General features: G+C 36.1%; 14 protein-coding genes. 4 read left to right on the top strand and 10 right to left on the bottom strand.

Translation table 11 applies throughout. The annotated features are described in order from the left end of the window. Positions 1-30 precede the first annotated feature (30 nt). The 3 genes from MKX67_RS11245 to MKX67_RS11235 form a co-directional block, all read right to left on the bottom strand. Positions 31-696 (bottom strand): GntR family transcriptional regulator, encoded by a 666-nt coding sequence (locus MKX67_RS11245; RefSeq protein WP_095373373.1) that lies wholly within the window; start codon positions 694-696, stop codon positions 31-33. A 169-nt stretch (positions 697-865) separates the two neighbouring features. After that, positions 866-1,723: a CoA ester lyase gene (locus tag MKX67_RS11240; protein WP_341058618.1), complete on the bottom strand. Its 858-nt coding sequence runs from the start codon at positions 1,721-1,723 to the stop codon at positions 866-868. A 23-nt stretch (positions 1,724-1,746) separates the two neighbouring features. Then, on the bottom strand, positions 1,747-2,811 hold the full coding sequence (locus MKX67_RS11235; RefSeq protein WP_340974758.1) for a tartrate dehydrogenase: 1,065 nt from the start codon (positions 2,809-2,811) through the stop codon (positions 1,747-1,749). Positions 2,812-3,068: 257 nt separating this feature from the next. Here MKX67_RS11235 and MKX67_RS11230 point away from each other — a divergent pair, with 257 nt between their 5' ends. Next, positions 3,069-3,791 (top strand): phosphate ABC transporter ATP-binding protein, encoded by a 723-nt coding sequence (locus MKX67_RS11230; protein ID WP_340974756.1) that lies wholly within the window; start codon positions 3,069-3,071, stop codon positions 3,789-3,791. Next, complete coding sequence (gene fetB / locus MKX67_RS11225) at positions 3,788-4,555, top strand: iron export ABC transporter permease subunit FetB (RefSeq protein WP_095373377.1); 768 nt, start codon at positions 3,788-3,790, stop codon at positions 4,553-4,555. The genes MKX67_RS11230 and fetB overlap by 4 nt, the downstream gene beginning before the upstream one ends. A gap of 75 nt (positions 4,556-4,630) precedes the next feature. Here the strand turns inward: fetB and MKX67_RS11220 are convergent, their stop codons facing one another. Further along, entirely contained in the window at positions 4,631-4,906 is a 276-nt protein-coding gene (locus MKX67_RS11220; protein ID WP_095373378.1) for a hypothetical protein, read from the bottom strand. A 267-nt stretch (positions 4,907-5,173) separates the two neighbouring features. Between MKX67_RS11220 and MKX67_RS11215 the strand changes: the two genes are divergently transcribed. Next, positions 5,174-5,395: a hypothetical protein gene (locus MKX67_RS11215; protein ID WP_095373379.1), complete on the top strand. Its 222-nt coding sequence runs from the start codon at positions 5,174-5,176 to the stop codon at positions 5,393-5,395. 56 nt (positions 5,396-5,451) lie between these two features. Beyond that, entirely contained in the window at positions 5,452-7,482 is a 2,031-nt protein-coding gene (locus tag MKX67_RS11210) for a catalase (RefSeq protein WP_342489237.1), read from the top strand. Between the two features lie 339 nt (positions 7,483-7,821). Here MKX67_RS11210 and sdaAA read toward each other — a convergent pair whose 3' ends face one another. From sdaAA to MKX67_RS11180, 6 genes are all read right to left on the bottom strand, one after another. Next, entirely contained in the window at positions 7,822-8,712 is an 891-nt protein-coding gene (sdaAA, locus tag MKX67_RS11205) for an L-serine ammonia-lyase, iron-sulfur-dependent, subunit alpha (RefSeq protein ID WP_322909291.1), read from the bottom strand. Positions 8,713-8,736: 24 nt separating this feature from the next. After that, positions 8,737-9,399, bottom strand: coding sequence for an L-serine ammonia-lyase, iron-sulfur-dependent subunit beta (sdaAB, locus tag MKX67_RS11200; protein ID WP_095373382.1), 663 nt, complete (start codon positions 9,397-9,399; stop codon positions 8,737-8,739). Between the two features lie 36 nt (positions 9,400-9,435). Next, positions 9,436-10,104: a PAS domain-containing protein gene (locus tag MKX67_RS11195; RefSeq protein ID WP_095373383.1), complete on the bottom strand. Its 669-nt coding sequence runs from the start codon at positions 10,102-10,104 to the stop codon at positions 9,436-9,438. Between the two features lie 519 nt (positions 10,105-10,623). Continuing rightward, positions 10,624-10,857, bottom strand: a complete 234-nt coding sequence (locus MKX67_RS11190; protein WP_095373384.1) for a group-specific protein — start codon at positions 10,855-10,857, stop codon at positions 10,624-10,626. A gap of 95 nt (positions 10,858-10,952) precedes the next feature. Then, positions 10,953-12,881, bottom strand: coding sequence for an LTA synthase family protein (locus MKX67_RS11185; RefSeq protein ID WP_342489236.1), 1,929 nt, complete (start codon positions 12,879-12,881; stop codon positions 10,953-10,955). A gap of 179 nt (positions 12,882-13,060) precedes the next feature. Next, positions 13,061-13,297, bottom strand: coding sequence for a hypothetical protein (locus tag MKX67_RS11180; protein WP_342489235.1), 237 nt, complete (start codon positions 13,295-13,297; stop codon positions 13,061-13,063). Positions 13,298-13,300: the final 3 nt, after the last annotated feature.

Here is a 13,300-nt window from a genome sequence, read left to right as displayed (position 1 = left end):
ATTCGTGCTGCCTTCCTGATGAATCAATATTTATTTCATTCTTTCATTTTTTAAACTGTGAATAAGTGATTCACCTGTTCTTAAAATATGATGAGACAAAATCTCACCTGCATGCTCAAATCTTTTCTCTCTTATCGCTTTGATAATCTCCCGATGCTCTTCATTTGATGTAGCCGTCTGACCTGTAATAAAATGTGGTGTTTGTTGTGGTAGCCCATTCCATAGTGTGTCAATAAAACCATTTAATCTCTCCCAATGGCAGTGCTTTAATAATAATTGATGGAATTCTATATTTCTTTCAATAAATTCATCTACATCTTCACTATCTTCCATCAAATGTACAAGATCTATTAATCTCGTGATTTCAGTATCTGTAAGCAGCTTTGCACTTTGGATAAAAGCCATCTTCTCTAACTGTGCTCTTAAGGTGTACACCTCTTGTAAATCTGATAAATGAATCGTTTTAACAATAGCTCCTTTATGTGGTACTAGGGTAATTAAACCTTCAGATTCTAATTTTCTCAATGCTTCTCTAATCGGCATTCTACTGACACCAAGTTTTTCTGCTAAATCTGATTGTTTTAATCGTTCACCAGGTTTAAACTGACCTTTTATAATTGCTTCTCGGAGAACGTTACATACTTTTAAATGCAGTGTATCGCGATTATCTAATTTCAAATCAACATCAATCGTCAATGATCACTCACCCTTTACTCCCTTTTAAAACAGGATACAAAATCCAATTAAAATTGTCTATACTTTTCTGAAATTTATTTAAAGAGTAGTAAAACTAAGTGTTCGCCGAAAAGGGGTCAGCTAATACTAGCGTATCAAACATTTTACAGTTCACAATATGAAAGTGTCATCACCTTGATTCATTACACTCACTATTTATCTGTAGTAATTTCTTAGCCTGTTTATAAACGGGATAATCCACTAAACGCCCATTCACATTAATTGATGCTTTTCCCTCTTTCTCAGCGTCTTCAAACAGTCTAATCACTTCTTTCGCTTCATGAATACGGTTGTTATTCTCTTGATGATACACATCATTGATTCGTACGACTTGATTTGGATGAATCGCTAATTTACCAGCAAAGCCTATTTTCCTGCCATGGGTTGTTTCTTTAATGAGATCATTGCTATTCTCTAAATGAAGGAACACAGAATCAATAGGGGGTAGTATTTTAGCTGCTGCTGAAGCGTTTACTAATTGTGAACGTGCGTATAATAACTCTTCCCTCCCCTCTCCTACCTCAATATTTGTATCTAAACAATAATCAACCGCACCAAAAGCCAGTCTTTCAACGGTTTCTGTTGCAGTGGCAATGTCAAATGAATAATGTATCCCTTTTGCCGTTTCGATTAAGGGAATAAGAGCTATCGATTCATCTGCCAAATAAGTTGCTATCTCCTTTATCATGTTTTTATCTTCTGCTTTTGGGATAAATAGTCCTCGTGGCTTACATACTTTAACTAATTGGAGATCATGATAAAAATACGGACTTTCACTATCATTAATCCTAATATATACCCTTTGCCTATCCCATTCATTAAGTTCACTCATATAACCAGAGACCTTCTCTCTGGCTACATGCTTTTTGGAATGGGCAACAGAATCCTCTAAGTCTAGTATGGTGGCCGATTGATTAATTGTTAAAGCCTTATTTACCATCTTGGTAGAAATCGCAGGTACGAATAAAAAACTAAACATTTGATTCATCAAATATCCTCAACCTCCTACATTCAGCCAATATTATTTTGTAATTGAAGACAAATTTTATTTGTCACTTCATCAGTCGTAGCATTTCCGCCAATATCTCTCGTCTTTATCCCTGCATCAGTAACTTCTTCCATTGCTCGTAAGACCTCTCTAGCTAGTGCGATTTCACCTAAATGATCTAACATTAACGCAGCCGTCCATATTTGCCCGATTGGATTGGCTATTCCTTTACCATAAATATCTGGCGCTGAACCATGTACAGGCTCAAACATGGACGGATATTTCCCATTTATATTGATGTTTCCTGCAGGGGCTATACCAATACTCCCCATAATCGCTCCACCAATATCAGTTAAAATATCTCCAAAAAGATTACTAGCAACGATGACATCGAAATCGCTCGGTTTGGTAACAAAAAAAGCAGCTAGTGCATCAATATGCACAGATGATGTACGCACTCCTGTATAGCGCTTACTCACATCATTAAACACTTCATCCCAAAATGGCATCGAATGGACAATACCGTTAGATTTCGTAGCTGAAGTGACATGACCCTTACGAAGAACAGCTTGCTTAAACGCATAATCCATTACTCTTTCCGTTGCTTTTCTCGTAAAAATGGCGTTTTGGATAGCGATTTCGTCTGTTTCTTTATGTATTCTCCCACCAGATTCACTATACTCGCCCTCACTATTTTCACGTACAACTAGAAAATTAAATGCCCCTGGATCAACGAGAGGGGAGGTTAGCCCTTTGAATAATTTGGCTGGCCGGATATTAATGGTCTGCTCAAATTCTCTCCTAATGTGAATGAGTAACCCCCATAATGAAATATGATCGGGAACTTTGTTCGGATCTCCTACTGCCCCTAAAAAAATCGCATCAAAATTCTTTAGTCGCTCTAGACCGTCATCACTCATCATTTTGCCATGTTTGAGATAATAGTCGCACCCCCATGGAAGTTCAGTTGTCTCTAATTGAATACCACCATGTAAAGTCGCTGCTGTTTGGAGCACTTTTACGGCAGAAGGTACAACCTCTTTCCCGATACCATCACCAGGAATCACTGCTAATTCATATCTTTTCATCATTTTTACCTCCTCTATGTTGTCATTGTTATATATTTTCTTTTCTTTACTTCCTTTAATAAATCCTTTTCTTTTTTCCAATATTAAGTGAAGTCTTTATACTAAGTAACCGTCAGAGCGCTTTATTTTAAAGAACATCAAGTTATTTCTTCGGCATTTTAAGCAAGAATGTTTTAAATATCTAACCAATCTCATCCTTTAGGATATACTAAGATTGTACATAAAGATTTATCATAAATTTAAAAGGGTGGTTATATTTGCATACAGCAATTTCATTTCAAAATGTACATTATCACACTGATTCATTATCAATTATTAAAGACATAACTGGTACTATTTCATCGGGGAATATAACGACCGTTGTCGGTCCATCAGGCTCGGGCAAATCTACACTCTTTCATTTATGTAATGGGATGAAATCAGCCTCATCTGGAGACATTTTCATTCATGGTGAGGATATTTTGACCATTACACCAACAGTTTTACGTCGTAATGTAGGAATAGTTCTGCAAAAAGCCATTATGATAGACGGGGATGTCTATGATAATTTATCGTTGCCGCTAACCCTCAATGGAGAAAAGTTGTCAAAAGAAAAGGCGATTGAAATGCTTAATTTGATTGGATTGAATGAAGAATTTCTTCACCGCAAAGCAACAGACCTTTCTGGAGGGCAACAACAAAGGGTGTCTATCGCGCGGACATTATTGAATGAACCAGTAATATTATTGTTAGACGAAGTTACATCAGCCCTTGACCAAACTTCACAAAGGGAAGTTGAGCAACTAATTACATCCATTAATCAAAAGAGGAAAACAACCATTGTTTGGATTACTCATAATCTTGATCAAGCACTACGTATAGGGGATGAGACGTGGGTAATTATAGATGGCAAACTAGCGGCACATGGAAAAAGTTCTGAAATTGTTTCATCCTCTAATGATAAGGTCAAGCAGTTTTTTGAAGGTGGTGAGGAAAAATGACTTTTTTCCAATTATCTCTGACATTAATATTTGTTCTTATTCCTATTCTCTTATCTAAAACATTCAAGCTAGGTCTTGAAAAGGATGTCTTGATTGCGACCATTCGCTCAATCATCCAACTTCTTGCGGTCGGTTACGTGTTGCAATTCGTTTTTGATTCAGAAAGCTTTTTCTATATCTTTTTAATGATTATTCTCATTATTACTGCTGCCGTACATAATGCAAGAAAAAAAGGTGTGATGATTAAAGGCATTACATGGAAACTAATTCTTACATACTGCTTTATTGAAGTGTTGACCCAAAGTGTCCTTATTAGTCTTAAAATTATTCCAGCAACTGCGCAATATATGATTCCCATTAGTGGAATGATTATTGGTAATGCGATGGTATTATCAATATTATTTCTTAATCGGTTTACCGCGGAAATTGAAAACAGAACAGGAGAAGTAGAACTTTTTCTATCATTGGGGGGTACACCGAAACAAGCCATCCATCGCCAGTTAATGACTAGTATTCGCGCAAGTACAATACCAACAATTGAGAGTCAAAAAACGATTGGTCTTGTACAACTACCTGGGATGATGAGTGGACAAATAATTGCAGGCGCTGATCCTGTTCAGGCTGTCATGTTTCAATTGTTGATTCTATTTATGTTGCTTTCATCTGCTGTTATCACGAGTATTATACTTGGATTCCTATCGTATCCAACAATGTTTAATGAAAGGATGCAATTTGTGACTCATACGCCAAGTAAATCGGAATGATACCCTTTATAAAACGCGGACAAATGGAAATTTGTTCGTGTTTTTTCGTTTTAATAAACTCTATACCCTTTTGAATTATTTTTTATTTCTAAAATAAAGCAAAGATGTTTTAAGGGAAGCGTAACTACCAATAGCCCCATAACCATAAAAATAACCCATAAAGACCCCTGCAATGAGATCACCTCTATGACTAATAAAAATCGATACAATTAACCCAATAAGTATAGCCACTGTTGGTACAAAAGGTTTACTAATCCCTAGAAAATATTTTAACATTTGCGTAAAGATAATCACGATGGGAATGGCGATCATAGCATCCCAAAAATTTGTATGTATGACGGGAAATTCCATCTCTTATTGCCCCTTTCAATATTTAAACCAACAACATTGTTCTTTCTATTATTCTTCATCATTGCTGAAATACTCTTATAAAAGGATAAACCTCATGAAAATTGGTTACATTATAATTGAACAATCCAAGTAAACAGCAAAGGAAAATAAACATTTAAAAGGTTTTTAAGATACGATTTATATAAGTTCTGTATTATCTAAAAGATTAGGCGAATGAAAGCCTAGTCTATCGCATTAATGCATCATTTCAAATGGAGGCGAATCTACATGGCTATTAAAAAGAATATGGAGTTTAAAATTAAAGATGGTTTTTTACCGAACTTATGTTTGTCAAAATCTTTGAAGGTTTTGGATGTAAGTGATAGTAGTATTATTATTGAAATGGGGTCTTCACAAAGACGTGGCGTTTTCCCGCCAGAAAACTTCAATTATTGGATTAATAAAGGGATATTAATTGCCGTGAAAGACCATCAAAAGCGTATATCATAAAATTTTATACATACTTTTTTACCGTCATCATACCTTTGATAATGGAGGTGACTGTAGTGGAGCGAGAAGGCAAAAAGCCAGAAAATAAAAAAACGAAACAATTAGAAGCATTCATTCGTGAAAATAAAAATCAACCGTTAACAACTAATGAAGGGGTAAAAATTGCGAATGACGAAAATACTCTAACAGCTGGTGAACGCGGTCCCACCTTGATGGAGGATTTTATATTTCAGGATAAAATGGCTCATTTTGATAGAGAGCGTATTCCTGAGAGAGTAGTTCACGCGAGGGGATTTGCTGCCCATGGGGTTTTTCGTGTATATGAATCGTTAGAAGATATAACAATGGCTCATTTTCTTCAAGATCCTAGTTTAGAAACACCAGTATTCGTCCGTTTTTCTCAGGTGGCGGGCTCTAGAGGGGTAAATGAAACGAACCGAGATGTACGGGGATTTGCAACAAAATTTTATACAGAAGAAGGTAATTTTGACCTGGTAGGGAATAATATTCCCATCTTCTTTATTCAAGACGGTATTAAATTTCCAGATCTCATTCATGCAGTAAAACCTGAACCGCATAATGAAATTCCACAAGGTCAAACAGCTCACGACACTTTTTGGGACTTCATTTCTAGCAATGAAGAATCTGCAGCAATGATGATGTGGATTATGTCTGACCGGACAATTCCCCGTAGCTTTAGAACGATGGAGGGCTTCGGCGTCCATACATTTAGACTGGTTAATAAAAATAACGAAGCGAGATTTGTTAAATTTCATTGGAAGCCTGTACTCGGCCTGCACTCGTTAATTTGGGATGAAGCACAAAAACTTGGCGGAGCTGATGCCGATTTTCACCGCAGAGATTTATGGGAAAATATCGAAGAAGGTCACTTTGCTGAGTATGAATTAGGCATACAAGTCATAAATGAAGAAGACGAATTTAATTTCGGCTTTGATATTCTAGATGCGACTAAATTATGGCCAGAAGAGCTTGTTCCCGTACGGAAAATAGGTAAAATGACATTGAATCGAAATGTAGATAATGTATTTGCCGAAACAGAACAAGTTGCTCTTCACCCTGGTAGCATTGTTCGTGGCATTGACTTCTCTAATGACCCCCTACTACAAACGCGTATTTTTTCCTATTCAGATACACAAATATATCGTGTAGGAACAAATTTTCAGCAAATTCCTATTAATCGTCCTGTTTGTCCATTTCATAACAACCAACGAGATGGAGCAGCCAGATATATTATCGATAAGGATAAAGTCGCTTATCACAATAATTCCTTGCAAAACAATACACCTTATGAAGTACCCCCAGCAAGAGGAGGATTCCTCACATATCCTTCTCAAGTTGAAGGCATGAAAGTTCGAAAAACTGCTCCAAGTTTTACAGACCACTTTTCTCAGGCGAGGTTATTTTGGAATAGTATGAGTGATGTTGAAAGGAATCATATTTTCTTAGCTTTTAGCTTTGAATTAGGTAAAGTAAAAAGTAAAATGGTCAGACAAAATGTAGTCAACCTCATTGGTCATATTAGCCACGATCTTGCCACATCCGTGGCACATAAAATTGGTGTTGAGCCACCAAATGTGAAAGAATCATCGGAAACTGCGTCCTCTAAAGCACTTAGTATGGCAAACACAACTTTTTCGCCAGCTACTTTAAAGGTGGGGATCATCGTAGCTGACCAATATGATGCAGCTATTGTACGTCCATTATTACAACAGCTACTCGCAGCAAAAACTCGCCCGTTCATTATTAGTGAAACACAGGAAACATTGAATGGAACTGATGGTAGTACGCTTCAAGTCGACGATTCCTTTTTAACAGGCTCTCCACTGGTTTATGACAGTCTATTTGTCGTATCTGGAAGAGGAGCTACACCTCACTTTAATCAAAAAGCAAAGAGCTATATAATTGAACAATATAATCATTATAAACCGATCGGCTCTTCTCGAAGTGGCATGTACTTAATCCAAGAAGTTGGTATTATTAATAAACCTGGAGTAACAATCACAAATGGCCCTTTTAAAACTTATATACAAAATGTAGGTAAACAAAGGTTTTGGGAACGAGGATAATAGACAAAATACACAAGGATCAACTACCTTTGGCACCCATTTTACATTAGACCACTATTGTAGTGGTCTTCTCTTATGCTATGTCTGTACTTAATTGTAATCTGTGAAAAAGATGAACGTTTGAACGCCTATCGTATTGAAAGATAAGCACTATTTTAAGACTTTTTCATTCGATTTTGATAAAAAGAATACCTAGCGCTCTTTGCTCTACTTCTTTCTCCCATACCTCATCCCTTATTAGCCGTAAAGCTACAACTTTTACCTAAACAATCAAAAAAAGAAACACTCTTGAATCGTATAGACACGAAGCAAGAATGTTCATTTAAGTACTATTTCATATTATTTACCTGCTTTTGCTTTGTTCCCAAAAATCTCTTTTTCTAACCTTCTACCTGTTGGTGTAGCAGCTAACCCACCTTCAGCCGTTTCTCTTAACGCAGAAGGCATCGTTTGACCAATACGATACATGGCATCAATTACTTCATCACATGGAATTCTACTTGTGATACCTGCTAATGCCATGTCAGCAGCTGTCATCGCATTTGAAGCACCCATTGCATTTCTTTTCACACAAGGGACTTCTACCAAACCAGCTACAGGATCACATACTAAACCGAGCATATTTTTTAAAGTAATCGCCATCGCATGTGCTGCTTGAGAAGGTGAACCGCCTGCCATTTCTGTAATAGCTGCAGCTGCCATCCCACTCGCTGAACCCACCTCTGCTTGGCAGCCACCAGCTGCTCCGGAAATGGATGCATTATTGGCAACAATAAAGCCAAAAGCTGCGGATGTAAATAAGAATTCAATCATTTCCTCTCTTGTTGGGTTAAGTACATCCTTAACAGCAAACAACGTTCCAGGTACAACGCCTGCGGAACCCGCTGTTGGTGTGGCACAAATAGTTCCCATTGCTGCATTTACTTCATTTGTAGCAACAGCTTTGCTAACAGCATCTAGCAGTGTATGACCAGAAAGTGCTTTTCCACTTTTTATATATTTTTGTAATAAAACCGCGTCTCCTCCTGTTAACCCAGAAACGGAAGTTACACCATTTAAACCTCTCTCTACTGCTTGTTCCATAACGGTAAGATTACGATCCATTTGGGCAATAATATCTTCACGTGCGCGCCCGGATACTTCAACTTCTTGGCGAATCATCACTTCTGCAATTTTAATTTGCTCTTTGTCTGCAATTTCTACTAATTCTGCCGCGTTCTTAAATAACATATACATCCCTCCTACATGCTGTCATTAATCCACCATCTTGATGACTTGAGTGATATGTGGTAACTGAGCAATTTCGTCCATTAAGTTTTGATCAATATTTTGGTCAACTTCAATGACCATTAAAGCCATTTTCCCTTTTTCTTTTCTTGACACTTCCATATGACCGATGTTTATTTCATGTTGTGCTAAAAGGTAAGTAACTTTTGAAATCACACCAAATTGGTCATTATGGACCACTAAGATAGCGGGGTGTTCACCTGTAAGTTTAAGCGCAAATGAATTTAATTCAATTATTTCAATAGAGCCTCCACCAATGGAAATACCAACTAGCTCCATTTCTTTATCATCATCGAACAATTTAATGCGCACAGTATTTGGATGATCGACAACTGCTTCTTCAACAGAAAACACGATTTCCATTCCCAGTTGCTCGGCTAATTGAAGCGATCCAGGGATGCGTTCATCATACGTATCGTAATCAAGAATTCCCCCTACAATTGCCACATCTGTTCCATGTCCCTTATACGTTTTCGCAAATGAACCATAAAGATATATTTCCGCTTTAGAAGGCTGTCTGCCAAATAAGGTCCGAGCTACCCTTCCAATTCGAGCAGCTCCAGCTGTATGTGAGCTAGAAGGTCCGATCATAACTGGGCCGATAATATCAAATGCTGATCTATATTTCATATCTTATGCTCCTTTATCATTAACTGACTCTTTATCTTATACATACTCATGTGTGTTCTCATTCTCATTCATCACTTTTATCTTTTGTAAATAATTATAAATAGTAAACTTAGAAACTCCTAAAATAGAAGCAACATATTCATTGGCTCCTTTAATTAAGAAGGTTCCTTTTTCCTCTAACCTTTTCACTGCCTCAATTTTTTCATCAATCGTCATACTTGCAGGTGCCTTTTTAAACGGTTGAAGGACTTGTTCTACCATTTCGTGAACAATATCCTGTACGGATGTAAAGAAAGTTTCATCCTTTGTATCTTCTTCATTAAAGTTTGTTAACGTTTCAAGGACACCACCAAATTGCATCATCAAGCTTATATCGTAGTTCATACATAGCGCGCCAATAATTTTATTATGTTCATCTCGTAAGAAAACGGTCGATGATTTCATTACATTTCCTTTTGGTGTCTGCGTTTTATAGTTGGCAAGATCCTCTGCCTCATGGTTACCCTTTGCTAATTCGTTCAAAACTAAATCCGTAATTGGAGCACCAATTGAACGACCAGTTACATTACCGGCAAGATGTATAAGCGATTTCTTAAAATCTGCGAAATCATGAACACCTACTTCACAATGAGGGCCAAACATTTTCACAAGCATATCTGCCGTTCTAATAGCAAAGTCAAATATATGTTGATCCTTCTTTTTCATCTTTGTCACATCCTATACTCTTCGAATGAAACCGTTTTCAAAATGGTTGTATTTCAAATCCTAATCATCATAACACACATAAACTATAATTAAAATATTTTTTTAATGCATACAATTTTTTTGTAAAATCATTCTGAAAGAACTATAAACTAAGAACAACAAATTAAACAGTGAGTCTAAAATAGCTATTATGTAAGTTTATATGAGAATAGATTATATCCACAATTCACTCGAGAAAGAAGGGGGCATTTACTTGTTACGTGTCAACGTATCCCCACGTCTAACATCAAAATCACTCACTTTTCGTACGTGAGCAGAGTTTTTTTGTTTAATTTTGCCAACGCTCATAGTTTGGGACTCTTCTTGGAAGTGGAAAACTGCTTTTTTTATTTTGTGAGGGTTTCAGCTTGGATTAAATTTATGAGAGCAACTTTAAAATACTTTCAAATCATGCTACACACATCGACCCAAAAAACAACAAATGAAAAGCGAAAGAACAAAAGTCCTCTCGCTTTATCATCAAACATTTCTTAAGACTAAATGAAGACGATTATTTCTCGTGTCTTGCTCCTCTTCATCAGCTAAATCGTATTTCTTTAATAAATGAAATACATCGTTTAGGATTTCTTGGCTATGTTCTTCTTGGAAAAAAAGGTCGAACTTTGCATGCAAATCCTTAGGCAAATACGATTGCTGATCTATATACTTATTTTTTACATCAGTCATTGTGTGATCTAATTTGCATTCGCTCATCTTTTATCCCCCTTAATCAATTTTTCAATGTATGAAGTATAACATTGAATATAAGTTATTTGCTATATTTTAACCTGAAGTTCACATTCAATACTTTAACTTTCCGCTTCATCGTCTTGAACATATTGATAGTCCTCACGATTGATAGGGGTAAACCCTGCTGGATGATAAAACCTTAATAAATCTTTTGTTAATATTTCATCTGAAAGATCAAGTTTTTCTCTCGCTGCTTGTGTCAGTTGATCAAACTCCTCCTCATACGATATCATTTTACCGCTTTTACTATCATAATAACGCTGATTAATCATACTTATATCATTCGAGACAAAATCACCATTTCGCAATGGTGTAAGTTCGATATGACCATCGGCTAATAAATCTGTTCCTAGACCTAAATACTGATTGGTTTCAACCCCTAATAAATGTAGAAGTGTAGGCCTAATATCCAATTGTCCACCGATAGGTTGAGGATAATCACCTGTTTTCACTCCAGGGATATGAATAAAGACGGGGACTTGTTGTAGTTTTAAACTTTCGAATGGTGTAATTTCTTTACCGATAATCTCTGCCATCGCTTCATTATGATTCTCTGAAATTCCGTAGTGATCACCATAAAGGACAATAATAGAACGGTCATACAATCCACTCTTTTTCAAACCTGTGAAAAACTTAGATAATGCGGAATCTAAGTAATTTGCTGATTGGAAATACTGATTAACAACCTTATCATTTGTATTAGCTTGTGGGAAATTTGTATCCCATTCGTCCATTTCAAAAGGAAAATGATTGGATAATGTAATAAATTTTGCGTAAAAAGGTTCAGGTAATCCCTGTAATATTGGCATCGACTCTTCAAAAAAAGGTTTATCTTTCAATCCATAATTCTTCGTATTTCTCTCATTCATATCATAATATGATGCATCATAGAAACGGTCATAGCCTTGAGAACGATACATTTCATTCCGATTCCAAAATGTTTTATAATTCCCATGAAAGGAAGCAGATGTATAACCATATTCCTTTAATATTCCTGGTGTAGATTGAAAGGTATTTTGCGCTTTATTTACATAGGCTGATCCTTGCGGCATGCCATATAAAGAATTATCAAGAATGAACTCAGCATCCGATGTTTTACCTTGACCCGTTTGATTATAGATTTGATCGAAATAAAACGTCTCCTCATCTTCTACTAAAGAATTGAGAAAAGGTGTGACTTCCTTCCCTTCTATTTTCATATTGATTACAAAATCTTGTAATGATTCCATTGAGACTACTATCACATTGCGATTTTGCGCCAATTGAAAATAATCCTGAGAAGGCGAAACATAGCGATCTTGAATTTCTTTTTTAATCTTTGCCACATCTTCGCTATCTGCCATTGCTCTTTCACTAGTCGCATGTATATTTTGATAAATGTCAAAAAGTGTGAAATTGTATAACCCTAAATACTTGACTATATAGGTGCGATCAAATGAGCGCTGAAATAACCCCGGTCGATCCTTTTCTGCTAAAATGACATTTCCTATAACCATCATTATTCCTAAGAAAAGACCTAGCAATGCCATTTTCATGCTTCGATGTCCAACAATCTTAACTTTAAATACGGTTAAAAGGACGACCAACACGATCAAATCTAAAAAAAAGAGAATATCTAATGGCTGTATGAGGGCGAAGGCACTATTACTTAATTGCCCCCCATTTGTTCTTGTTTGCATTAAGACTGGTATTGTAATGAAATCATTGAAGAATCGATAGTATACAACATTTACATAAAGAATAATGGTTAAAAAAAGATCCATGATAAGTAAATAAATCATTTGTTTACGTTTATTAAATATATACAAGATAAAAAATAAGCTAGCAGAACTTAAAATATGTGTAGCTAATATAATCATTTGCGTTCCCAGCTCAATACTCATTCGAAACTGTGTGCAATATGTAATCAAGAGCTTCATAACAAAACTACTTAATGTAATGAGAAAAATCGTATGAAATGAAATATATTTATGGCTTTTTTCTTCCATTATAAAACCTCTTTCACGTTCTTTTATAAGTATAAATGCAATATGATATAGGCTTGCTCCTATTGAAGACGAAGACAAAAATAATAAAGTTTCAAAAATGAAGCTTTTTGATATCGTCTTGCTACACAAATAAAATGAGAAAGCCTTCAAAGGTAAAGACCTTCGAAGGCTCTAAGTCATCAATAAACTCCTGATAACTCCATATAACTTACATTACATAACGGGATAATAATCTCGTCCGTTTCGTTAGAATAATATCCAGATATGACACGAGCTAACACAAGTGAACCATCTTCTACACGTAACAGGACGCCTGTTTGAGAAGTAAAGTTACTTACTACTGTGACCGTACGGCCAATGTAGTTAGTACATTCTTCTTCCAGTGTAGAGGCAAAATTTGAAACCCCTCTAGACATTTA

Origin of the sequence: Cytobacillus sp. FSL W7-1323 (assembly GCF_038595015.1) — a bacterium.
In the GTDB taxonomy this organism is placed as follows: Bacteria; Bacillota; Bacilli; order Bacillales; family Cytobacillaceae; genus Cytobacillus; species Cytobacillus kochii.
The sequence above is the reverse complement of the archived record's forward strand: the minus strand, read 5'-3'. Positions and strand labels throughout refer to the sequence as shown.

Excerpts from the sequence above, each read along its gene's own strand:
- MKX67_RS11240 (WP_341058618.1), bottom strand. The coding sequence starts at position 1,723 with ATGAATCAAATGTTTAGTTTTTTATTCGTACCTGCGATTTCTACCAAG.
- MKX67_RS11235 (WP_340974758.1), bottom strand. The coding sequence starts at position 2,811 with ATGAAAAGATATGAATTAGCAGTGATTCCTGGTGATGGTATCGGGAAA.
- fetB (WP_095373377.1), top strand. The coding sequence starts at position 3,788 with ATGACTTTTTTCCAATTATCTCTGACATTAATATTTGTTCTTATTCCT.
- MKX67_RS11220 (WP_095373378.1), bottom strand. The coding sequence starts at position 4,906 with ATGGAATTTCCCGTCATACATACAAATTTTTGGGATGCTATGATCGCC.
- MKX67_RS11215 (WP_095373379.1), top strand. The coding sequence starts at position 5,174 with ATGGCTATTAAAAAGAATATGGAGTTTAAAATTAAAGATGGTTTTTTA.
- sdaAA (WP_322909291.1), bottom strand. The coding sequence starts at position 8,712 with ATGTTATTTAAGAACGCGGCAGAATTAGTAGAAATTGCAGACAAAGAG.
- sdaAB (WP_095373382.1), bottom strand. The coding sequence starts at position 9,399 with ATGAAATATAGATCAGCATTTGATATTATCGGCCCAGTTATGATCGGA.
- MKX67_RS11195 (WP_095373383.1), bottom strand. The coding sequence starts at position 10,104 with ATGAAAAAGAAGGATCAACATATATTTGACTTTGCTATTAGAACGGCA.
- MKX67_RS11190 (WP_095373384.1), bottom strand. The coding sequence starts at position 10,857 with ATGAGCGAATGCAAATTAGATCACACAATGACTGATGTAAAAAATAAG.
- MKX67_RS11185 (WP_342489236.1), bottom strand. The coding sequence starts at position 12,881 with ATGGAAGAAAAAAGCCATAAATATATTTCATTTCATACGATTTTTCTC.
- MKX67_RS11180 (WP_342489235.1), bottom strand. The coding sequence starts at position 13,297 with ATGTCTAGAGGGGTTTCAAATTTTGCCTCTACACTGGAAGAAGAATGT.